Raw genomic sequence first — 21,666 nt, forward strand, 5'->3', positions numbered from 1 at the left:
GGAGAGGTTTTCTCTCTGTCTCAAGAGCAGCCTTTATGGTATAATGAAAGAAGAAAACTGAAAGGATTTACCATGTCAAAAGAAGTTATTGTTGAAAGTTTTGAACTTGACCACACCATTGTTAAAGCACCCTATGTTCGCTTGATTGGGGAAGAAACAGGACCAAAAGGAGACATCATCTCCAATTATGACATTCGTTTAGTGCAACCCAATGAAGACTCTATCCCTACCGCTGGCCTTCACACTATCGAGCACCTCTTAGCCAAACTCATCCGTACCCGCATTGACGGTATGATTGACTGCTCACCATTTGGCTGCCGCACAGGATTCCACATGATTATGTGGGGGCGCCACACCAGCGCTGAAATTGCAGCTGTTATCAAGGATTCGCTCAAAGAAATCGCTGAGACTACTACATGGGAAGAGGTCCCTGGAACAACCATCGAATCTTGCGGAAACTATAAGGACCACAGCCTCTTCTCTGCTAAAGAATGGGCGAAACTTATCTTGGAACAAGGGATTTCAGATGATGCCTTTGAACGTCATGTGATTTAAATGTAAAAAAGAGGCTAGGCAAAAAAGTCTTTAAAACCAGAAAAACGCATAGTATCAAGTGTTAAAAATCTTGATATTATGCGTTTTATTGTGGAAAGATTTTCTAAATAGGAACTAAACAAATCTAAACCACTTCATCTAATCCTCTTTTATGCCATTATTTTCAATCAAAGTTAATTTTGATTTAATCTGTTTTGTAAAATACCTGTTCGGAGCTATTCGGAGCACTTTGTCCAGCTACGATTCTATTTTTGCTTAAATCAGAATCAACCCATTTTATAGTAATGCCAATTGGATAAACACTCATACCATATCCTGTAGGTCCTGAGCTCACACTAAAATCTATATGTCCATCGCTTCTCATTTTTGCCTTAATATTTGTACTTACTTACAAATAATTCAATCCCTTCAACACTGGCTTGACTTGCATTCGGTAATCTGTCATATGCTGTACCATTTGTGAAATAAGTGAGATTGGGTATTGTTTTGAAGCCTACGGTTGTTTTGAAGTTATTCCAACTTGTCTTATCTATATGCTCACTATCCAAGTAATACATAGTTATATTGGTTTTATCTACTGCTTTTGCTAGCTTTGGAGTAAATTCTTGACAGTATGGACAACTTTCTCTCCCTGTGTATAGATAAAAGCTTTCTTGATATTGTATTTTCTGTTCTACAGCCTCTAAACTTATCTTTTGAAGTCTATTTACAGCTATCTGGTAGTCTGTTTGTGGCAGAGTGGTTAAGTATGCTGTGAATGTGACAATTATAATAAGTGGTAGTGACAGTAGAATAAGAACTTTTTTACTATTCATCACATCCGTATCCGTCTTTGTCTCTATCTAGCCATGGACCATATTGTGGGTCACTAGCAGGTATGTTTACACGTCCTGCTTTTCGTGCTTCCTTACAGTTTTTGAACGGTCTTAAATTTGATTGTGGAGCAGGTGTAGACGATTGTGTAGGAGTAGTTGTAGTGTGAGATGAAGCTTGCTCTTGTTCTTTTTCTCGTGAAGATGCTTTCCTTTCCTCCTCTTTTGATTTAGAGGCTTCAATACTTGCTTTTTCCTCTTCTTATACTTTCTCTGTTTTTCTTACTTCACTGATTACTAAAGAGCCTTTACCGATTGAATCATATTTTTCTATAGATACTGTATTTCCCGTATAGACCATAAGTTCATTTATTTTTACAGCTAGTGATTCAGGTGTACGGATCAGAAGTTTCTTACCTGTTATGTTGTACTCACGATATTCATCTTTTTCTGCAATCCCAATTACCTCAGCTTCAACTTCGTAGAGTTTATCAGTGTTCGAGAGTTTGTATGCTACCTCTCTCAGTGCTTTGGCTCGCAGTATGATTTTAATTTGTGGTGTATTCAGATAAGCATCTACAGCTATATGTCCAGTTGGAGACCATTTCTCTATTTTAGAGTTAGTTTCACTACTAGATGATGAAGTAGAGGAAGAAGAACTAGACTGTTTAACTTGTGAAGACTGTTTGACAGAATCATTAGCCTTAGTTTGAACTTGTGAGTGTTTAGTGCTACCGCTAGTTAATAGTGTGAAGAACAAAATGAGGATAAGCAATAGTACAATACTACCTATAATCTTTTGTTCTTTGCTTAATTCCTTAAGTTTTTTAAGCATATATATCCTCCTGATATTTAACTTTATTTAATGAAACAAAAGAAATGTTTCCTAATAGTTATAATTATATCACATAAATTTTAACAATAGAATATATTTTTAACAAATATTAAACTATAGAGAATGTAAACCTGATTGTTTAATCTATAAGATAGATAGTAGATTTAACTTAGGGGTGAAGGAATGGATGATATATTAGAAAATATAAGTAATCAGATACGAGACTTACGAGCTTCAAAGAAGATTACACAGCAAGAATTAGCAGAAAAAACAAATCTAAGCGTTCCTTATATCAGTCAGATAGAAAATAATCACAGAAATATCTCTTTGGAAACTTTTGTGAAGATTGTTGATGCTTTAGAAGTTTCATTGAGTGATTTTTTCTTACCTTATTCTGTGCCACAAGATACAGAAATGATGGAACTGTTATTGAAGATTCAGAAACACCCACAGCATAAGATGATTGTTCATAAAGTGATGGAAATACTTGATTTAAGCCAAGATAGCTAGTGATAAAAAAGTACTAAAGTGTAATATATACTAAATCTATCTAATCGTAGACGGTTACGTTATTCAGATAAGGAATGAGGTATAGGTTGTAATTTTAGAATGATTTTTCTTTGTTGAAGAAATTGATTAAAAAACAAAAAGAAAATAGATAAGCACTGAATCTGAGTATCCAGTGCTTATCTATTACCTTAAAAAACGTGTTACCTCTTACTAGAATGTTAAAAGTACTCTAACGGTTATTGCTAGGATTGTCGCAAATATTGTTGCTCCTAATATCAAAGTAGCACTATCTTTCTCTCCTTTTTCTTTTAGAAGGCGATACATTACTGAGGGGATAACAGCAAAAACAGGGTGCCATACCAATATAGCAAAAACTCCAAGCCATGCATAAAGCTTAATATTTCTAACTGTCAGAAATCCTTTTTCTTCTTTTTTCTGTTCTGTGGGAACTTCACTAGACTTTTTAGTTATGATATAGGTTCCTTCAGATTGATATACCTCTACTATATCCCCTAGTTGTGGTACAAAATTAAAAGAAGTCTGTTCAACTTTTAGCAAAGTTCCATCATCTTTACCTAAATAGATTAGAGTTTCTTCGATTTTAATAACTTTATAAGTATTCATAACCTCTCCTAATTGTCATACATGTAAGCCACCATATAAGGCAGTGTTTTTGTAGCTTTAAAGACCGTTTCATAACTTTGTCTTCCTTGTGCTAGTCCGTACAATGTTATATGGTCATCTTCAGCTATAACTCTATTATTGTACTCCGAAGGAATAGAAACTAAGATAATTTTATCATAGTCATCATTTATAGCTACACGAAGAGTATAGGCTTTCCTATCTTCCATAGCTTGTAAAACTTTCCCATATACTCTTACTTTAGTATTTACGGCTACTTCATCATGATTCCAACTATTATAATCCACTTCACCATAATTTGCTTTATCATTGTCTACAGTAATCTTAGGTTTTGATGGTACTGAGGAAGATGAACTAGGGCTACTCTCTTTAGATGATGAAGGTGTAGTAGAGCTACTTGCCTTTGAAGACGATGAAGAGCTAGAACTATTCTTAGATGACGACGTAGAGGACTTAGAAGTGCTCTGTGATGTAGTCTTCTTTGAATTTGAAGGGGTATTATTTACATACTGAGCAAAAGCAATGGATAAAATAACAGTTAAAATACCTACAATAAAATATTTTATAGAACTTTCTTTATTAACTTCACTCTTCTTAATAGATGAAATAATAATAAATATAAGATTTAATACTATCATCAATACCGAAACTACAAAAAACAATATTGCTGTAGCTTTCAACATGCTTTCTCCCACATAGAAAGCAGCACTTAGGATTATCATAGCCAAAACTACAAATAAAATCAGATTTATCTTGCTAACTAATGATATTTCTTTAGCCTCTGATTTTTTAACTGGGGTACTTTCATTACTTACTTCAACCTTTATAGCAATATCACCATAAACCTCTACATAATCACCCATTTTAGGCTCAAAGTCACAAGATTCAATAGGAATTTCCTTTAAACTTCCATCTTCATAACCTATGTACACTGTGTTCTCAGTTATCTTTAAAATTTTTCCTTTATTCATACTTTACCTTTTATCAGTGAAATTTGTCTTTATCTATCTGGTAAGGTCTTATATCTCCTTGTAGTCTCACTATATAATAATCTTCATATTCAACTACCTGTGAGACTATCCCTGTAACCTTAACAGATTCAAATTCTTCAGTATCTAAATTCTGTTCTACAGTCCAAAAATAGATTTCATCTCCAATTTCAATACGGTTTAGAGAACTTCTACATCCTGACAGCAAAATAAGAAATGTGATTACTAAAAGAAATTTTAATAACCTCTTAGCTTTTCCTAACTGTACTAACATTATTTATTTTGTATTCTAACTCCTGAATACTCTTTATATAGTGATTTTCTATGACTTTTGTTTAATGTATAAGTCATAGTAATAGTTATAGAGTCAACTTTTTTAGTTTTATCACTAGCTGTCCATTGTATCTTGTAAATAGACTTATCTTCAAGACCAATAGCAACAATAGCTTCATTTTCTTTTAATTCATTTTTATCAGCATTGTTTGGGAAATAATACTCCCGCTCACTTTTATTAAATTTGTCAGCGTCTTCTTTGAAATCTATATAACCAAACCCCTCAAAACCAACTAGTTTTTTATCCTTACTTATAGTTATAAGTCCTAAATCTGTATTATAGCTTCCCTCAATCATTTCAATTTTACTTAATTCTTTCTTGCTACAACCAGCCAATACAAAAAGAATAGACAATAATATAACTCCCAATATTTTCTTTTTATTCATAAAAAGCCTCCTGTTTTATATTTATGTTTAAAATATTATTAAACACTACCCTAATTATACCACAAATAAATATACTTTAGTTAATATTTTTTAAATTATTTTTAACTAAAGTAAATAAAAAATATACTCTTAACCTATAAATAGCAAGACTTATCACAGAGGTTAAAGCTATGAGAGTTATTCTACATTCTGTGCCACAAGATACTGAGATGATGGAACTGTTATTGAAGATTCAAAAACACCCACAACATAAGAGGATTGTTCATAAGGTGATGGAAATACTTGATTTAAGCCAAGATAGATAAGCGTAAATAAAAAAAACGAATAAACTAGTTTTCTGAAAATCAGAATTCTGTTTTATTCGCTTTTTTGTTTCATCTATTTATTCTCAGAATTCATAACAAAGAATTCCAAATACTCTTCTAAATTCAAATATCAATCTACATTGCAATATCTTGCCTCAGATTTGTTACTGACTTTGTCAATATTATCTAAAAATGAAGTCACCCCTAGTTCTATTTTGATTTTTCTTGAGTATCAAATCCAAAATCTTTTTACCCAGCCTTTTCTTTTTCTCCTCAAAATTTTCTCTTAGGCTTTTTCACGAATAACTAAACCACCCTCTTCCATATCTGCTTCTAGGTGTTTGGCATCTAAATGATCCAAGTGGAAGTCTGTCACCTTATCACGAATTTCTTGTTCAACCACACGACGGAGAGGACGAACACCCATGACTTCGTCATAGCCTTCTTCTGTGATATAGTCCTTAGCCGCTTGACTGACTGACAAATCAATGTCTTTCTTAGCCAAGGTTTGGTTGACTTCAGCCAACATTAAGTCCACAATCTTAGAAAGGTCTTCCTTCGTCAAGTGTGAGAACTCAATGACTGCGTTAAAGCGGTTAAGGAATTCTGGACGGAAGAATGGTTTCAAACGGTCCATCAATTCTGGTTTGTCCGCATCTTCTGTCAAATTGGCTTCATAGCCAAATCCTGCGTTTGAAGTTGCGATAATCACCGTATTCTTGAAGTTGACAGTGTTACCTTGACCATCTGTCAAACGACCATCATCCAAAACTTGAAGGAGAAGGGTAATGACTTGAGGGTCAGCCTTTTCAATTTCATCCAAGAGAATGATAGAGTAAGGATTGCGACGAACACGTTCTGTCAAGGTATTGCTATTGTCATCATAACCAACATAGCCTGCTGTTGTACCAATTAGCTTAGAAACGGCTGTGCGGTCACTGTATTCAGACATATCCAAACGGATGATAGCATCCTTAGTACCAAACATATCGAGCGCCAATTGCTTAGCAAGTTCCGTCTTACCAACCCCAGTTGGTCCTACAAAGAGGAAGCTACCTATTGGGCGATTGCCTTCATCAAAACCGGCACGATTACGACGGATAGCACGAGCTACCGCTTCTACCGCCTTGTCTTGACCGATTACCTTGTCTTGCAGACGATGAGCCATATCTTTCAAACGTTCGATATCTGATGCTCCCATTTGTGAAACTGGAATTCCCGTCATTCGTTCTACAGATTCAGCTACATCGTTGACACTTGCAGTCACCTTCATATCTTCTGTGTGGTTTTCGATTTTCTTTTCCAATTCTGCAATGCGTGTTTTATAGTTTAGAGCTGCTTCAAAATCTTCTGCCTCAACTGCTTTTTCTTGCTTGTCTTTTTCCGCTTCGATTTCTCGTTCAACAGCATGCACATCTGTTACAGGATGCTGAGCTGCCAAGTGAGCTGCCGTTACATCCACAAGGTCGATAGCCTTATCTGGCAAGCTACGTTGAGGAATGTATTGAACAGAATAATCCACAGCTGCTTTCAAAACCTCGTCTGGCAGGATAACATTATGGTGTTGCTGATAGAGGTCACGAATTCCTTGAAGAATTTTATATGTATCCTCTGCTGAAGGAGCATTGACCTTGACTTCGTTGAAGCGACGAGCAAGAGCTGCATTCTTCAAGATGGTGTTACGGTATTCGTCTTGAGTCGTTGCCCCAATCACTGTCAATTCTCCACGAGAGAGAGCTGGCTTGAGAATATCCGCAAGCCCTTTAGAACCACTGTCACCTCCAGTTGATCCAGCACCGAGGATTTGGTGAATTTCATCAAAGAAGAGGATAATATTCCCTGCTTCTTTCACTTCATTTACTAGATTTTGAACGTTTTCTTCAAAGCTACCACGGTATTGAGTACCAGCCTCAAGACCAGAGATATCAATGGAAATAATTTCCTTGTTCTTGATAGCGGCAGGAACATCTCCGTTCACAATGGCTTGTGCCAAGCCTTCGACAACTGCTGTCTTACCAACACCTGCGTCTCCGACTAAAACAGGATTGTTCTTGGTACGGCGTGAAAGGATTTCAGATGTTTCTTGAATTTCCTTGTTTCGTCCGATAACAGGATCCAGCTTGCCCTCGCGAGCTTCTGCTGTCAAGTTACGACCTAGTTTAGCAAGGACACCATCTTGTTTCATACCTGAAGTCTGTTGTTTCATTTGTCCATCAGCTTCTACATTCCCTGGCAATTGGCCAGTTGCACGATAGTGAGCAAATTCCTCAGGTGTGACTTCGCGTCCATTAATTAAGTAACGGCGATTTTCAGAACTGTATCCTCGCATACCACCCATCAATTGGTTAAATAAATCATCCATGTTGTTAAAATTATTAAAGTTGTTGTTCATATTCTTTACCTCTTTTTTGTATTTCTTCGTTATTATTACTGATATTGACTATCTTTGACCTTTGTTTTAAAAAATTTAGACTAGCTAAATCGCTACTCTAGGTACTATTTCTGGTTTTTCTTTTTCAAGCAGGAGTAGACTATCTTTACTTCTGAAGATTTCTAGATTAAACATAGACCCCACCTCTTTCTATTTTACTTTAAATAAGTGTTCTAGTAAGGCTTTCATTTACCTTACGTTCATAATATACTACATTAGTCAGAAAAGGTCAAGAGATTTGACTTTAACTGACTAATATTTTTTTACACTCTTCAAAATACGTCAGCTTCGTCTTATCTACAACCTCTAAGCTATGTTTTGAGCACTTCCTAGTTTGCTCTTTGATTTTCATTGTGTATTTAACGCAAAAACACCCTGAAATATCAGGGTGCTATTCTTACATCAAATATAAAATTGCTAACGTCAAGAGACTTGCTAGAAGTCCTACTCCCCAAAAGAAGAAGTCAACCTTCCACTCGCTCCAAGGATTTCCTTTACCAGACAATCCTCCAAGCTCAAAATGGTGATGGACAGGTGTCATACGGAAAATACGTTTACCACCAGTCATTTTGAAATAGCTGACTTGCATCATGACTGAGGTTGTTTCAAAAACATAAATAATTCCGATAATCAAGAGAGTCCATTCTTGGTGGAGGGCCATAGAGATAGCTGCCAGCATTCCACCGAGAGCCAAACTTCCCACATCTCCCATAAAGACCTTAGCAGGCTTATGGTTAAATACAAAGAAACCAAGCAAACCACCAATCATGGCAAGAATCACTAGTAGGATATCCATCTGACCTTGCACATAGGCAATAACTCCATAGGCAGACAAACTAATCACGACTGAAATACTAGCCAGACCGTCAATGCCGTCAGTCAAGTTGACTGCGTTTGAAAAACCAACTAGCCAGAAAAGGGCGAAGACAATATAGAAAATCCCTAAATGCACTTGGTAGACAAAGACTGAAAGCATATCGCCACCGCGCTCATAGAAAAGGTAGAAAATGACACCACCTAGAAGTTGAAGAGCCAATTTTTGCTTAGGATTCAACCCCTCATTGATTTTACGGAAGACCTTGAGGAAGTCATCTAAAAATCCGATTAAACCATAAAGAACCAAGATGAACAAAATCATTCCCACATTATTGGTCAATTGTTTTGAAAAAAGAGCAACAAGGAAACTCACCACAACTGCAACAATGAGGAAAACAAGTCCCCCCATAGTTGGCGTGCCAGCTTTTGCCTGATGCTGTTTGACATCCTCGTGCATCTGCTGGCCTGTAATTTGCGCCTTTCGATAAAATTGAATAAAGGCCGGAATTCCTACCAAAGTTAGTAAAAATGTCACAATTCCAGCACTGATGGAAATAAACATATTAGTCTCCTAAAGTTAATGTAATTTTTTTGATGTTTTTGATAGCTGTATTAGTCCGAACATCCTGCTTCTGAACGACGGAACCCGAACCTTCAAATTCCAGTTCAATATCCAACCATTTGGCAAAGGTCTCAGCAGTCTCCTTTTTCCAGCCATACATGTCTGGAATTTCTTCTACCTTATCAGATAAAAGGAGAACTTGTTGGTTAGGTGCAAGATTTTTTCCTTCTTCTACAGAAGTCTCTTTAATCTTTGTTCCAGTACCCACAACGATTGGTTGCACAATATTGCGACGTAAGGCTTCTGCCAAATCACCAGGTGAAATATCCTTGACACTAGGCATAGGATAAGGACTTTGTTGACTTACTTGCTCCAAAGCTTTAGCTGTTGTTTGAAGATTGAGAGAGTCTTTCATAGCTGAAGCCCGCTCCAAGATAGGATTGGCAAATTCTCCCAACTGAATACCTGAATAATGTTCAGGTTGTTGGACCGTCACATACAAGATAAAATCAGGATTTTCAGCCGGATTCATCGATACAGCCGAGAAAATATAGTTGGTTAACCCGACTAGATAACCACCATTTTTCTCGTCAGCAATCTGAGCCGTACCAGACTTGAGGGCTACATTTTGCCCAGGAACAGTTACAGTTGGCTTGCCTGTGCTGTGGTTATACATGGTTCCATAAACCGGATCCGTCCCTACCAAAACCATGTTAGTACGAGTTAGACTAGCTGCATCTTTAGAAACAGGATTTCCCACAATTTCTTTTTGAGATTTCCGAGCAGTTTGATCATTTGGATCATAAATGGCACTAATAAATTTAGGCTCCAGCATGACACCGTCATTAGCAATAGCGGTAAAGGCACGAATCATTTGCGTCTGGGTCACTGAAATCCCTTGTCCAAATGAGCTTTGCGCAATGTTGACAATATTATCCGCAGGAAGTTGCCCAGCATACTCATCCGTCAAACCGAAACGGGTCGGAACACCAAATTTAAAACGATTAAGATAATCAAGCCAGGTAGCATCTCCCATCTTTTGCTCAAGGAGGGTCATCCCAACGTTACTTGAGTGTGCAAAACCTTGAGAAAAAGTCATCATACCACCGACGGTCAAACCTTCATTAACGTCCCAATCTCGAGTCGTCACATCCGCTATTTTTAATTCGCTGCTATTGAAGTATTCTCCACCTGGGAAGGTATTGTTATCAATAGAAGAAGCTAACGTCATGACCTTCATGGCTGATCCTGGTTCATAGTTACTTTGATAAAGAATATCACGCCAAACAAAGTCCTCTGTAATGCCTTCTTTTGTATCTGCATCAAAGGTCGGTCGTTGCGTCGTTGCGAGTATCTCTCCCGTTTTAGCACTGACCAAAGTCGCTGTCATATACTTTCCTTTTACCTTCTCTTGAAAAGCATCCATCTGGGTTTCCATAAAGGACTGGAGGGGGCTGGAAATGGTTGTGTAAATATCCTTACCATCCACCGTTTGCTGGGAAACTTGTTCTGTTCCGGGTACAATATTACCCAGACGATCCTTTTCATAGGTAATAATGCCGTCTGTCCCTGCAAGAATACTGTTCAAGGAACTCTCCATTCCAGAAGTTCCCAGCAAACTCTTGCTACCATCCTCATTTTCATGGAGTTGGGCTAAACCAATAAAACTAGAGGCAAATTGTCCATTTGGATAGCTTCTGTTTGGGCTAGTTGTAAAGTCAATTCCTTCAACACTAGCGTCTTTCAAATCCTTTTTAATAGCCATCATATTGGCATAGGTAATCCCATTTCCTTTTGCACCAAAAGAAACTTGGGTCAGATTCGGTTGAGACAATTGTTCTTTAACATAAGTCTCGTCCATATCCAGATACTTATGGAAAACCTCTGCTACCTTATTAAACTGGGCATCTTCTACATAAAGAATTTTTCCCGTTGCTGATTTGTATTTTTTATCAATGACAGCATAGACATTATAGGAGGTTGCGTCCTCAGCAATCGGGACTCCATTTCGGTCATAAATAGTCCCACGTTTGGCAGGGACTGTACGAGTTATTTGGTGAACTTTCTTAGCCTCTTTGACTAGATCCGTTCCAAATTTACTACCACTTCCGATAATAACAGCAAAATTGACCAAAAAGACAGCGAAAAGTACGACAGCTAACAAGCTGATGTACTTCCCCACTATTTTACGGTTTTCTGCTGGAGATTTACGGTTTCTAATCGCAAATCGGGTTATTCTTTTTGTCCACTTCATATCTTACTCCGCTGATCGAATATTCTCGTTATTCAATTTTAAGTCCTTAGAATTTGCGATTTCTTTCAAGCGTTCTGCCCTCAACAATTCATTTACCTCTTGTTTGGCATCATCCAACTCTGTCTTCTTCTCCTCTATCTGCGCATTGATTTTTGTCAAATCATTTTGTACTTGTAGGAGTCGAGTCTGCATAAAGATAATACTAAGCGCCAAAACGAGAGCTGTAAACGCAATGGAAAGATAAAAAGCCTTCTCCACACGGGAGAATTTTTTTATACGACTCTGCAAGAATTGACTGGTTGTTTCTTTTTTATCTACCATTTTTTCCTCTTACTTGTGAATTTTTCTGGCCACGCGCAACTTAGCTGAGTGCGAGCGGTTATTGGCTTCTAATTCTTCTGCACTTGGCAAGATTGGCTTACGGGATACCAATTCCATCTTGGGCTTGAGATCATCTGGGATGAAAGGCAAACCTTTTGGAACTTCCACCGTTGAAGCTTCCTTGAATAATTGCTTGGTCAAGCGGTCTTCTAGTGAATGAAAGGTAATCACTGAAATTCTACCATCTAGAGCCAACATCTCCATAGCCTGCTGAATGGATTCATCTGCCGCTCCCAGTTCATCATTTACTTCAATTCGAATAGCCTGGAAAATCTGCTTGGCAGGATGACCCTTCTTCTTGAGCTCCTTGGCAGGTTTGGCCGACTTGATAATTTCTGCTAACTCAGTCGTTGTCTCGATTGGCTTCACTTCACGTGCTTGTTCAATCTTACGCGCAATCTGTTTAGAGAATTTGTCCTCACCATACTTGAAGAAAATACGAACCAAGTCATGATAGTCATAGTGGTTTACCACTTCATAGGCTGTCAGACTAGCATCCTGATTCATCCGCATGTCCAATGGTGCATCCTTTTTATAAGAAAAACCACGCTCACGCTGATCCAACTGAGGACTAGACACTCCCAAGTCATAACAAATTCCATCAATTTCCTGAACACCAGCTTCGCGCAAACGTGCCTGTAAATGACGGAAGTTATCCTTGATAAAAGTCACCATTCCCTTTTCAATGTAAGGTGCCAAGCGTTTTTGCGCATTGTCAATGGCATTCTGGTCTTGGTCAAAGGCATAGAGATGGCCTTTTTCACTTAATTTACTTAATAAATATTCGCTATGGCCTGCTCCACCCAAAGTCGCATCAACGTAGATACCGTCAGGCTTTACGTCGAGCATATCAATCGTCTCGTGGAGTAAGACCGTTACATGATGAAATTCTTTTGTCATATCTTATCTATTTTACCACAAATCTGACTAGCTTGCACTAGTCAGACAAATAGGCCAAAAACAAGTAAGATTTCTTTAAGAAATATGTCAAATATGCTTGACATTCGCTCTATAGAAGAATATAATGTAGTCAAATATATACGACACAAATCAGAAAGGAGAACAGATGAATCGTGTGAAAGAATTTCGCAAGGAACTGGGCATTTCCCAGCTCGAGCTCGCCAAGGATATCGGTGTCTCGAGACAGACCATCAACATGATTGAGAACGACAAGTACAACCCAACTCTGGAACTCTGTCTCAATCTCGCCCGCAGCCTCCAAACTGACCTCAACAGTCTCTTTTGGGAGGATGATTTTTAAAAAAGGAGCCAACACATGAAAAAAGAAACCTTCACTGAAAAACTCATCAAGCGCACATACGGTATTTCTGATCCACTTGACGAATACAAACGACGCGAGGCAGACCGTATAGGTAACCAAGTCTTTATCTTCCTTTTTTATCTGATGATTTTCGGAAATCTTATTCCGCTCGTTCTGGCCTATAAATATCCTCAACTAGTGGCTCTAGTCTATCCTCCTCTAATTTTAGTGATTGCCCTCATCGCTGCTGGCTATGTCACCTACCAAATGAAAAAAACAGGGATTACAGCTATTGATCCAGATATGCTGAGCGAGAAAGAAAGTAAGCAACTACACTACCCAGGTCTTAAAGCAGGTTTGTTCTTTGGTCTATGGATGTTTTTTATAACTCCTCTTCTCAGTATACTCATAGGTGAAGGTCAGGACTATTTTCATTCTCTCCTCACTATAAGAAATGGTGTATCAAGCATTCTCGGTTCTATTTTCTTCGGAGCGAGCATACAGTTCCTCATCTCCCGTCGCATTGCAAAAACTAAGAAAGATCAAGATGAGGATTAGGAGATGCCTTATGAAAAAAGAACAGAAACAGTTACGTTATCCTAGTCTGAAAGCAGGTTCGATTTATGGAACAGTGATATTTTTTATAATTCCACTCATTGATACCCTAACAAGTGAAAATCCAAATTTTATCACTTCTCTTCTAAATACAAAACATATTTTTAAAACTATACTGGGAGCTTTCTTTTTCGGAGTGATGATACATATTGTCGACTCACTTCGTATTGCAAGAGCTAAAAAAGACCAGGATTAGGAGGTACCTATGAAATCACTACTAACTTTACTGACCTATCATCTTTTGTTCAGTTCTCTGCTCATCTTCATCATCATTTCAGGGAACTTGCCAATCAGCGAGATATTCCTCGGGCTAGTCTTTATTCCAGCCCTTAACAAAGGACTGACTTATCTAAAGATTGACTCCCAAAAAACGCGCATACTCAACTTAGCACTATACTTTATAATTCTATCTTTTCCACAACTGATGCTCATCTCAAGCGATTGGAAATATTATTTACTGCTGACTATCGCTAGCCTTTCTTCTATCACTTATCTTTATTATCTCTATCAATTCGTTAAAGAAGTCAATCAAAAACCGCTCATTTAGGAGGTTACTAACATGAAAAAAGAAGACTTAACCACTCGCCTACTCCGAAATCTCTTTCATATCCAAGGCCCTTTTGATGAATGCCGGCAAGAGATTATCTACAAGGCTTGTGCCCGTTCCATGGTCCAAATCGTTTATTCTTCCTTCTTTCTCTTCTTGTTTTATCTGTTATTTGGACGCTTCATAGAGGTCGTTCGCTATGCCATGCCCTACATTTTCTTTGGTCTGATTTATTTCATTACTTTAAAAACTCAAAGGGCCGTCAAAGAACTCCATCTGGAAAAAGATGACAAGTCAGAAATCATCCTTAAAACCTACAGCAAGAGCCAAATCAAATTCCGAAGCTGGGTTGTGTTTATCGGTCTTCAGATTGGCCTCTTTACCCTACTCATCTTTCATAAAGTCATCGTTCAGCAGATGTCACTTCCAGATTTTGGAAAGTTACTCATGCAATTCGATAAAAGTGTTCCTTTACTGATGTATGGTCTAATTATCGGTAGCATTTTTGGAACCCTGACCTACGGCTTTCTATCCCTACAGGAGGAGAAAACGTCTAAAAATACCAAGCAGAAAGAGAAAAGCAAACAATGACCTCAATCTACGATTTTTCAGTCTTAAATCAAGACAATCAAGAAACCCCATCCAATGGAAATTTCCAATATTCCTAGTCGTAACCATCATCTCAAGTTTGGTCTACTTCTATAACTTTTATCAAGTAGTTAAAGAAGTAAATCAAAAACAGTTGATTTAGGAGATTACTCCCATAATTTCTCATTTTATAGACAAATAATCCCATCCAGCTCATGCTAGATGGGATTATTTTATTTCTTAACAGAGGTTGCCAGTTATTTCCCTTTCATCTTAGAAAGTCGACTCTTTCCAACTCACACTACAATCCAAGACTTGTTGCCTTTCTTCTTGATTGAGGCCTTCAATCTGGTCAATCAAAATCTTTGTAGCCTGTTGTCCTTCTTCAAAGGCGGGCTGAACCAACGTCGAAACACTTGGAGAAGAAAAGCAAGTCCACTCCGTATTGTCAAAACCAATCAACCCAACTTGTGGCAAGTTATAATTCAACTCTTTGATAACGGTAAAGACTGGAGGTAGGGCCCAACAGTTAGGAACAAATACCAGAGTTTTTTCATCGGGATTGATTTCTTTTTGTAAAAATTCCTTAATTTGTTCCAAATTCGTATGCTTATCTTCAATGGTTAGCCTAGCGTGGCGCATATTAGCATCTGTTAAAGCATCCACAAAACCACTTGCCCGCTCAATCCGAGTACTCAAACGACTCGTATCCGCTGTAATCAAGAGAAAATGCTCATAACCTTTTTCGATACAGGACTGGGTCATATCATAAACGGCATCATAGTTATTGGTTTTGACCCAGCTAGTCCGGTGTTCATAGAGCCGACTATCAAAAAAGACCATTTTCTTCTTTTTCTCATCGATGATACGAGAATATTTTCGGAAATTAGAGGTCGGCTGAATAATAAAGCCGTCTACTCCCAAGAGAAGCATGCTTTCAATATACCTGTCCTCACTCTCTTGGCTGTAGTTACTATTTCCTATCATTACCTGGTAGCCATTCTGGCTGGCGATATCCTCAATTCCCTTAACAATTTGGGTTGAGAAACTGTTGGTAATATCACCAATCAAAACACCAATTAATTTTGTTCGTTTGGAGTTTAAGCTACGCGCAACAATGCTCGGTTTGTAATTTGTTTCATGAATAACTTTTTTAATCTTTTCACGTGTCTCTTGGGACATTTTTTCATATTTCCCGTTTAGGTAAAATGACACGGTTGTTTTCGAGGTCTGAGCCATTTCTGCAATATCTTTTATGGTCAGTTTCTTCTCCAATCTAAAACACCTCCTACTAATACCCATTATAACATATTCACTATTCAAAACGTCTATTTCTAGCACTGCAAGCGAATCATTCTCTCATTTATTTTATCATATACTAGACATTTTCCACGCATTTTTGTTCCGTCAACGAGGCATAATTTTTCACCTACACAAATATCCTCGCTTAATAACAGAATCAGCTTGTCTGTTTCGTCATTTTTCACTTCAAAAGCCAGAGCATTTTCTACTTGATGACCATCTGTCTGGTAGACAGAATGACGGATGATTTCAAAACTCTCATGCGCAATGATTGTATAATCCAGCATCTGATTCTCAAAGAATTGGTGTTTGATGAGTTTGCTACTTTTTTCAAGCTCGTTGTATTTAGGAGAAATGATCGTAGCTTCCAAATCAAAATCAACTTCACTCCATAGTTTCAACTGATTGATTTTCCCATCTTGATAGGTCACATCCTTGTCAAGGATAAACTGAGTCAACGCCTCATGCTGACCTTGACACCTGATATCATCTACCAAGAGCCATACATCCTCTGCCAACATGAGGATTTTTCTCCTGTGAAGATAAGGCAAATCAGGTTCTGCTGACAAATACGCCCCCTCAATATAATGCACTCCCTCTCTTTCTTTGTGGTGACAAAACAGGGAGTGAGGATAGTATTCATATTCCCAGGATCCCACGATCCTTTCTGGAGCTTTCCCATCTACTATACAGGTCGAATGACTCCAAGCACTCTTTAAGAGATAACGTTCATCTACCTCCCGATAAGAATAACGCCCAGTATCTATGAAAATCGGTTGGCCTTGATACTGTAAGCAAAAACTATTCTCGTCACTATGGCTATGGGCACTTCCCAGCGGACCGTTTTTAAAAAATAGATAACGATGTTCATCCTTAATGCAAACATGCCCAGAATCTTCAAAGCTCCTGAACTTAGGCTGCCAAGCTCTCTTTTCAAATTCCTGCAGTCGCTTGACCTTTTCTCGCCCCAGGAACAGGAGGCTAAGTAAATCGACTTTAACATCCAGACCGTTAAGAAGGTCTTCCTTGTTCAAAACCATAGCAGACAGGCTCAAAATCTCTGTCGTTTCTGTAGAATCGCTATCACCAAAAGCCAAGGTCCGTCCATCTAGACCTGTCATCATTTGAATGTAAGTCGCCATCTTTTCCAGCAGCTCTTGAAAGCTATCTTGCAAGTCCGGAAGCAAGAGACACAAGTCCAGCAAGGCTTTATAAACCTCTACATGATAGAGAATCGACTGTTCAAACTGACTTCCATCCTCTAAAATCTGCGTCTCGATCTGCTGTTTCAACTCCTTTGAAGCAAAATGGTAAGCTTCTTCTAGGTCCATCTTATCTGAAAAGAAATGATAGGTTGCAAGTATCGGAATCGTTTGTAAAATCCCCCAGTTACTAAGGGTGTACTTGGCGCGATAATGGCTTTTCATAAAGTCAATCTGCTTTTCTAGACTGACCAAAATTTTCTCTAGTTCTTCCTCCTCTAGCAAGTCAAATTTCAAGAGGAGCAAGAGTAGTTTCAACCAAGTAAAGGAACGAATACCCGTATCCAAGGTTCTAGTCATCAAAGATTGAGGACGAAATTCTCTCACCTGCTCAATCCAGTCAAATAGAAAGAACTTGCACTTTTGGATATAGCCCTTATCTCCTTCTACCAGGTACCCTATCATAAACTGCAAGAGATATTCTTGTCGATTGAGCATATAAGCCCATTCTGGATCATCTTCAAATACTTGATTCCACACCATCGGCTGGATTTGATGGATTTTTGAACAAGGTTCCATATCCCAAGGACTATCAAACATAAAACGATTGTCCATCAAGCGCTCAAGGGAACTCTTGACTTTCTCATAGTCTTTTGAACAGTGGGACAAGATATAATCACGATATTGGTCCCCATCAATTCTTTCAAAAAATTGTCTTCTTTCTTCTTTCATTATCTATTACCAGAAAAAGAACTACTTAAAAAGCAGTTCTTTTGTCTTTCCCATTACACTTTCCTTTTCTACATAGATGACCACACCTTTTGCAATCTGCAAGGAGACCAAGTCATCTTTGATAGAAATGATTTTTCCATGAATTCCAGACAATAACAACACTTCATCACCAGATGTTAAAGAAGCTAAATACTCTTGTCGTTGCTCCATCTGTTTGCGAAGCAACTTTTGCTGACGAATAGAATGAAAGCTTGACAGTAAAAGGGGACTCACTGCCAAGACAATCACTATTCCATAAAACAATGTTGTATCCATTAAGCTAGAATCTTAAGCCAGCTTCCGATAATTCCGATGATAACTGTTAAAATAACGAGTTTATATGTTGTCCATTTCTTTTCTTTGATCAAGTAGTAAACTAAAAGTGTAAATAGGGCTGGTAGAAGAGCTGGAGCAACCTTATCAAGCATTCCCTGAATACTTACGATACTTTGTTTAGCGTCTGCTTTAACTTCCCCTGCAGCAAAGGTGATCGGCACCATAATCTTAACAGATGTCGCTGCCAAACCAGCAATTACGGTTACACCAATAATATTGGCAATACGAGAAATCGTTGCCATCTGCTCACTTAGTTTATCAATCACAGTCGTTCCTAGTTTGTATCCATACAGACCAGTTGACAATTTAATCGCTGTCAAAATCGTATTCATCGCTAGGAAGAACAAGATTGGACCGACAACCAGGCCTTCTTGAGCAAATGAAGCTGCAATCGTTGAGAACAATGGGGCTAAACAGAATTGTGAAAGAGAATCCCCAATACCTGCCAACGGTCCCATTAAGGCCATCTTGATACTACGTGTTTCTTTTGCCGGACGGCCATTTTCCAACATTACAAGATGCAAGCTGGTAATAAAAGGCAGGAAGTGTGGGTTGGTATTATAGAATTCACAGTTTTCTTCCAAGGCTTGGTAGAAACCTTCCTGATCCTCTCCATAGTGTTTTTTCAAAGCAGGATACATCACATTGGCATATCCCAACCCTTGATAGTTACTATAGTTAAATCCATTTTGACAAAAGAATGCCCGCAAAGACGTTTTAAGATAATCACGTTTTGTTAATTTGTTAGATCCAGTCATCGTGTGCTTCCTCCTCTACCACATGATTCGCTGTTTTTGGCTTGTTATAAAATTCAATCAAAGCAAAGATAGTACCTACAATTGCAATACCAATTGTTGGGATGTTTAGATAAGCTGCACAAACATATCCCAACAAGACAAAGGGAATCAACTCTTTCTTAGCCATCACTGACAAGATCATCGCAAAACCGATAGCTGGGAGCATTTTACCAGCAACTGTCAAACCTGTAAGCAATACCGGTGGAATGTAGTCTACGAGTTTCAACAAGGTATCCATTGAAAGGGCACCCAAGCAACCCAAGGTAAATCCAATAAAGGCAAACAACCAAATTGTTGCATTTAGAGTGAACTTGAATTTCTTCAAATTATGGTTTTTCAAGTGCTTCATCGCCGTTTCAGGCGCACCAGCACGTACAGTGTAGGCGAAAGTTTGTAAGAATTGAATCGCCACAGCAATCGGAGTAGAGAGGGCAAGAGCCGCTTCTGGACTGACTTTACCAGCACTAGTGATAGCCATCAAGGTACCAAAGATACCAGGTCCGATTGGGTTTGGTGGAACAGTACCTCCAGCACCAACACCGAATCCCATATAAGCCAATTCACCAATAGCTCCCATTGCAAGAGCAGTAGGCAAATCACCTAGAATAATTCCGACACCAAATGACAGAACAATACATCTATTGGTGTAAATTCCTAACAGCATTCCACTAAAACAGAAAGCTGTCCATAATCCAATTAAAATCGCTTGAAATACATTAATCGACATAACGATCTCCTCTTTTAAATATAGTCCATAATGTTGACTTCAACAGCTCCATCATTTCCTGTTGGAGTTGTTTTCGTATTAAATGTTACTTGATAAGTTTGGTTCAATTCCTTGAGGGCTGCCTTGTCCTCTTCACCCAGGAAGATGGAGCGTGTCACTTGCTCTTTACCAGGGGCATTGTGAATGTTCCCAATATTGATTTCTTTGATAGGGACACCACCTTCTACCAAGGTTAAAGCGTCCTTTACATCCTTTACAACGATAAAGATCGTTTGAGCAGGATTGGCCTTGTGAATGATATCAATCACCTTTTGCAAAGGGAAGAAACGCATGGCAACTGAGTCTGGCACAACTGTTTTCATCAGAGTTTGTTGCATCTTGTCCGTGCTTACTTCATCATTGGCAACAATGACCGTATTACAACCTAGGTATTTTACCCAAAGTTGTCCTTGTCCATGAATCAACCGTTCATCGATACGGGTCATAATAATATTTGGCATTGTCATATTTCTCCTCCTACCAATATAGGTTCCAATCCTTGTAGAAACGGATAAGGGCTTCTAGGTAATAGTAGTCACCCCAGATATTGCCTTCGTCCACTCCTTTACCTGAATGCCATGAGTACACACCGTGGAGGAGACTTGTCCCACCAGGGGTAAATTGATCATTTGCATAATGTTCGATCAAAGAACGAAGCATGGCATGCATAGCATGTTTATAAATATCTTTGTCAGCATCCACCTCTGGGAGATGTTTTAGCATTTCATGAATCCCACAGACAGCGATAGCTGTTGCTGAAGAATCTCGTGATTGATCACTACCATCATTAAAAATCAAATCCCAATAAGAAACATGATCTTTTGGCAGACGATTCAAGAAATAATTGGTTACACCCTTAAACAAGTCAAAGCAGGACTCGTCTTTCAGGTGACGATAAGTCAAAGGAATACCATAGACTCCCCATGATTGACCACGTGCCCAGCATGAATCATCACTATACCCTTGTCTCGTTACACCTTTAAGGGGTTGACCTGTCTCAGGATCAAAGTAGAAGGTGTGGAAGGACGAAGCGTCATCACGGATTACATTATTAGCTGAAACATAGAAATGGCTTTCTGCAATATCGTAGTATTTTTGATCGCCTGTTTCTTGATAAGCAAAGAATAAGAGTTGGATGTTGAGCAAGCAGTCGATAATCAAACGGTAATGCTCTTTCTTGCCCAAGTCTCCCCAAGCTTGAATAAAACCACCTTTTTCTTGATAGCGTTCAATCAACTTATCTGCAGCTTTCAAGGCTGCCTCTCTGGCCTCTCCATCTCCATTTATCTTATATTCAGCCATACAAGACGGTGTGTACAAGAAGCCGAGATCATGGTGATCCAATTCTACTCTCTTATTGACACGATCCAGGAAAGAAAGAACATTTTTATGAGCGATGTTTTTAAATTCATCCTGTTGACTGTATTCATAAGCCAACCACAGTTCTCCTGTCCAGAAACCATTGGTCCATTCCGTATTATCCATGATTGGATAGACATTATCAAAGGTAGCTGGCGTCGGGAAATCTTCCTTGAAATAGTCAAGGTTGAGTTCTAACTGCCGAATAACCTTATCGATTGCCTGGCCGACTTCTTCTTTCGTCAGAAGTGGTACTTCTAAGAAGCGCTCAGGCGATTTTATTTCTTCAATCGTAACCTTTTTTATCATT

The 21,666-nt window shown here is 38.4% G+C and carries 24 protein-coding genes; 7 read left to right on the top strand and 17 right to left on the bottom strand.

The features are described from left to right. Window positions 1-72: 72 nt before the first annotated feature. Window positions 73-555: an S-ribosylhomocysteine lyase gene (locus tag HT714_RS00565; RefSeq protein WP_000032548.1), complete on the top strand. Its 483-nt coding sequence runs from the start codon at window positions 73-75 to the stop codon at window positions 553-555. 371 nt (window positions 556-926) lie between these two features. On the opposite strand, the gene HT714_RS00570 is transcribed toward HT714_RS00565, so the two are convergent. Then, complete coding sequence (locus tag HT714_RS00570; RefSeq protein ID WP_173226279.1) at window positions 927-1,370, bottom strand: thiol-disulfide isomerase; 444 nt, start codon at window positions 1,368-1,370, stop codon at window positions 927-929. Window positions 1,371-1,629: 259 nt separating this feature from the next. Beyond that, on the bottom strand, window positions 1,630-2,202 hold the full coding sequence (locus tag HT714_RS00575; RefSeq protein WP_240148081.1) for a hypothetical protein: 573 nt from the start codon (window positions 2,200-2,202) through the stop codon (window positions 1,630-1,632). Between the two features lie 183 nt (window positions 2,203-2,385). Here HT714_RS00575 and HT714_RS00580 point away from each other — a divergent pair, with 183 nt between their 5' ends. Continuing rightward, a complete protein-coding gene (locus HT714_RS00580) occupies window positions 2,386-2,712 on the top strand; it encodes a helix-turn-helix transcriptional regulator (protein ID WP_173226275.1) in 327 nt (108 codons plus the stop codon). A gap of 210 nt (window positions 2,713-2,922) precedes the next feature. Here the strand turns inward: HT714_RS00580 and HT714_RS00585 are convergent, their stop codons facing one another. From HT714_RS00585 to rsmH, 8 genes are all read right to left on the bottom strand, one after another. Beyond that, window positions 2,923-3,336 (bottom strand): hypothetical protein, encoded by a 414-nt coding sequence (locus tag HT714_RS00585; RefSeq protein ID WP_173226273.1) that lies wholly within the window; start codon window positions 3,334-3,336, stop codon window positions 2,923-2,925. Window positions 3,337-3,344: 8 nt separating this feature from the next. Further along, complete coding sequence (locus HT714_RS00590) at window positions 3,345-4,325, bottom strand: hypothetical protein (protein WP_173226271.1); 981 nt, start codon at window positions 4,323-4,325, stop codon at window positions 3,345-3,347. A 291-nt stretch (window positions 4,326-4,616) separates the two neighbouring features. After that, window positions 4,617-5,063 (bottom strand): hypothetical protein, encoded by a 447-nt coding sequence (locus HT714_RS00595; protein WP_173226269.1) that lies wholly within the window; start codon window positions 5,061-5,063, stop codon window positions 4,617-4,619. A gap of 591 nt (window positions 5,064-5,654) precedes the next feature. After that, window positions 5,655-7,760: an ATP-dependent Clp protease ATP-binding subunit gene (locus tag HT714_RS00600; RefSeq protein ID WP_173226267.1), complete on the bottom strand. Its 2,106-nt coding sequence runs from the start codon at window positions 7,758-7,760 to the stop codon at window positions 5,655-5,657. A gap of 436 nt (window positions 7,761-8,196) precedes the next feature. Then, window positions 8,197-9,177, bottom strand: a complete 981-nt coding sequence (mraY, locus tag HT714_RS00605) for a phospho-N-acetylmuramoyl-pentapeptide-transferase (RefSeq protein WP_173226265.1) — start codon at window positions 9,175-9,177, stop codon at window positions 8,197-8,199. A gap of 1 nt (window position 9,178) precedes the next feature. Next, window positions 9,179-11,431: a penicillin-binding protein PBP2X gene (gene pbp2X / locus HT714_RS00610; RefSeq protein WP_173251334.1), complete on the bottom strand. Its 2,253-nt coding sequence runs from the start codon at window positions 11,429-11,431 to the stop codon at window positions 9,179-9,181. A 3-nt stretch (window positions 11,432-11,434) separates the two neighbouring features. Next, on the bottom strand, window positions 11,435-11,752 hold the full coding sequence (gene ftsL, locus HT714_RS00615) for a cell division protein FtsL (protein ID WP_000227825.1): 318 nt from the start codon (window positions 11,750-11,752) through the stop codon (window positions 11,435-11,437). Between the two features lie 9 nt (window positions 11,753-11,761). After that, a complete protein-coding gene (gene rsmH / locus HT714_RS00620) occupies window positions 11,762-12,712 on the bottom strand; it encodes a 16S rRNA (cytosine(1402)-N(4))-methyltransferase RsmH (RefSeq protein WP_000159402.1) in 951 nt (316 codons plus the stop codon). A gap of 166 nt (window positions 12,713-12,878) precedes the next feature. On the opposite strand from rsmH, the gene HT714_RS00625 reads away from it, so the two are divergent. The 5 genes from HT714_RS00625 to HT714_RS00645 are packed head-to-tail and all read left to right on the top strand — an operon-like array spanning window position 12,879 to window position 14,826. Then, a complete protein-coding gene (locus HT714_RS00625) occupies window positions 12,879-13,073 on the top strand; it encodes a helix-turn-helix transcriptional regulator (protein WP_001082470.1) in 195 nt (64 codons plus the stop codon). Between the two features lie 15 nt (window positions 13,074-13,088). Then, window positions 13,089-13,631, top strand: coding sequence for a DUF3278 domain-containing protein (locus tag HT714_RS00630; protein ID WP_173226260.1), 543 nt, complete (start codon window positions 13,089-13,091; stop codon window positions 13,629-13,631). A 10-nt stretch (window positions 13,632-13,641) separates the two neighbouring features. Beyond that, entirely contained in the window at window positions 13,642-13,884 is a 243-nt protein-coding gene (locus HT714_RS00635) for a hypothetical protein (RefSeq protein WP_173226258.1), read from the top strand. Between the two features lie 9 nt (window positions 13,885-13,893). Continuing rightward, complete coding sequence (locus HT714_RS00640) at window positions 13,894-14,235, top strand: hypothetical protein (protein ID WP_173226256.1); 342 nt, start codon at window positions 13,894-13,896, stop codon at window positions 14,233-14,235. 12 nt (window positions 14,236-14,247) lie between these two features. Next, entirely contained in the window at window positions 14,248-14,826 is a 579-nt protein-coding gene (locus HT714_RS00645) for a DUF3278 domain-containing protein (protein WP_173226254.1), read from the top strand. Window positions 14,827-15,096: 270 nt separating this feature from the next. Here HT714_RS00645 and HT714_RS00650 read toward each other — a convergent pair whose 3' ends face one another. Genes HT714_RS00650 through HT714_RS00680 form a run of 7 tightly spaced genes read right to left on the bottom strand, consistent with a single transcriptional unit; the run spans window position 15,097 to window position 21,665 of the window. Next, a complete protein-coding gene (locus tag HT714_RS00650; RefSeq protein WP_000412459.1) occupies window positions 15,097-16,098 on the bottom strand; it encodes a LacI family DNA-binding transcriptional regulator in 1,002 nt (333 codons plus the stop codon). A 59-nt stretch (window positions 16,099-16,157) separates the two neighbouring features. After that, complete coding sequence (locus tag HT714_RS00655; protein ID WP_173226252.1) at window positions 16,158-18,059, bottom strand: alginate lyase family protein; 1,902 nt, start codon at window positions 18,057-18,059, stop codon at window positions 16,158-16,160. Between the two features lie 21 nt (window positions 18,060-18,080). Continuing rightward, a complete protein-coding gene (locus tag HT714_RS00660) occupies window positions 18,081-18,374 on the bottom strand; it encodes a preprotein translocase subunit YajC (RefSeq protein WP_000381737.1) in 294 nt (97 codons plus the stop codon). After that, window positions 18,374-19,192 carry a PTS system mannose/fructose/sorbose family transporter subunit IID gene (locus HT714_RS00665; RefSeq protein WP_000148013.1) on the bottom strand — a complete coding sequence of 273 codons (819 nt, stop codon included), beginning with the start codon at window positions 19,190-19,192 and terminating at the stop codon, window positions 18,374-18,376. Before HT714_RS00665 ends, HT714_RS00660 begins: the two co-directional genes overlap by 1 nt. Continuing rightward, the gene (locus HT714_RS00670) at window positions 19,179-19,958 is read right to left on the bottom strand and encodes a PTS mannose/fructose/sorbose/N-acetylgalactosamine transporter subunit IIC (RefSeq protein ID WP_000026611.1); all 780 of its coding nucleotides are present in this window, start codon (window positions 19,956-19,958) and stop codon (window positions 19,179-19,181) included. Before HT714_RS00670 ends, HT714_RS00665 begins: the two co-directional genes overlap by 14 nt. A 14-nt stretch (window positions 19,959-19,972) precedes the next feature. Further along, window positions 19,973-20,464, bottom strand: coding sequence for a PTS system mannose/fructose/N-acetylgalactosamine-transporter subunit IIB (locus HT714_RS00675; protein WP_000178619.1), 492 nt, complete (start codon window positions 20,462-20,464; stop codon window positions 19,973-19,975). 10 nt (window positions 20,465-20,474) lie between these two features. After that, a complete protein-coding gene (locus HT714_RS00680) occupies window positions 20,475-21,665 on the bottom strand; it encodes a glycoside hydrolase family 88 protein (RefSeq protein WP_000592923.1) in 1,191 nt (396 codons plus the stop codon). Window position 21,666 lies beyond the last annotated feature (1 nt).

Source organism: Streptococcus sp. 3705, assembly GCF_013277145.1.
Taxonomy (GTDB): domain Bacteria; phylum Bacillota; class Bacilli; order Lactobacillales; family Streptococcaceae; genus Streptococcus.

Coding starts and splice junctions, on each gene's coding strand:
- mraY (WP_173226265.1), bottom strand. CDS start 9,177: ATGTTTATTTCCATCAGTGCTGGAATTGTGACATTTTTACTAACTTTG.
- HT714_RS00670 (WP_000026611.1), bottom strand. CDS start 19,958: ATGTCGATTAATGTATTTCAAGCGATTTTAATTGGATTATGGACAGCT.
- HT714_RS00570 (WP_173226279.1), bottom strand. CDS start 1,370: ATGAATAGTAAAAAAGTTCTTATTCTACTGTCACTACCACTTATTATA.
- HT714_RS00655 (WP_173226252.1), bottom strand. CDS start 18,059: ATGAAAGAAGAAAGAAGACAATTTTTTGAAAGAATTGATGGGGACCAA.
- HT714_RS00565 (WP_000032548.1), top strand. CDS start 73: ATGTCAAAAGAAGTTATTGTTGAAAGTTTTGAACTTGACCACACCATT.
- HT714_RS00580 (WP_173226275.1), top strand. CDS start 2,386: ATGGATGATATATTAGAAAATATAAGTAATCAGATACGAGACTTACGA.
- HT714_RS00585 (WP_173226273.1), bottom strand. CDS start 3,336: ATGAATACTTATAAAGTTATTAAAATCGAAGAAACTCTAATCTATTTA.
- HT714_RS00590 (WP_173226271.1), bottom strand. CDS start 4,325: ATGAATAAAGGAAAAATTTTAAAGATAACTGAGAACACAGTGTACATA.
- HT714_RS00575 (WP_240148081.1), bottom strand. CDS start 2,202: ATGCTTAAAAAACTTAAGGAATTAAGCAAAGAACAAAAGATTATAGGT.
- HT714_RS00595 (WP_173226269.1), bottom strand. CDS start 5,063: ATGAATAAAAAGAAAATATTGGGAGTTATATTATTGTCTATTCTTTTT.
- pbp2X (WP_173251334.1), bottom strand. CDS start 11,431: ATGAAGTGGACAAAAAGAATAACCCGATTTGCGATTAGAAACCGTAAA.
- HT714_RS00680 (WP_000592923.1), bottom strand. CDS start 21,665: ATGATAAAAAAGGTTACGATTGAAGAAATAAAATCGCCTGAGCGCTTC.
- HT714_RS00640 (WP_173226256.1), top strand. CDS start 13,894: ATGAAATCACTACTAACTTTACTGACCTATCATCTTTTGTTCAGTTCT.
- HT714_RS00600 (WP_173226267.1), bottom strand. CDS start 7,760: ATGAACAACAACTTTAATAATTTTAACAACATGGATGATTTATTTAAC.
- HT714_RS00630 (WP_173226260.1), top strand. CDS start 13,089: ATGAAAAAAGAAACCTTCACTGAAAAACTCATCAAGCGCACATACGGT.
- HT714_RS00645 (WP_173226254.1), top strand. CDS start 14,248: ATGAAAAAAGAAGACTTAACCACTCGCCTACTCCGAAATCTCTTTCAT.
- ftsL (WP_000227825.1), bottom strand. CDS start 11,752: ATGGTAGATAAAAAAGAAACAACCAGTCAATTCTTGCAGAGTCGTATA.
- HT714_RS00665 (WP_000148013.1), bottom strand. CDS start 19,192: ATGACTGGATCTAACAAATTAACAAAACGTGATTATCTTAAAACGTCT.
- HT714_RS00635 (WP_173226258.1), top strand. CDS start 13,642: ATGAAAAAAGAACAGAAACAGTTACGTTATCCTAGTCTGAAAGCAGGT.
- rsmH (WP_000159402.1), bottom strand. CDS start 12,712: ATGACAAAAGAATTTCATCATGTAACGGTCTTACTCCACGAGACGATT.
- HT714_RS00660 (WP_000381737.1), bottom strand. CDS start 18,374: ATGGATACAACATTGTTTTATGGAATAGTGATTGTCTTGGCAGTGAGT.
- HT714_RS00625 (WP_001082470.1), top strand. CDS start 12,879: ATGAATCGTGTGAAAGAATTTCGCAAGGAACTGGGCATTTCCCAGCTC.
- HT714_RS00675 (WP_000178619.1), bottom strand. CDS start 20,464: ATGACAATGCCAAATATTATTATGACCCGTATCGATGAACGGTTGATT.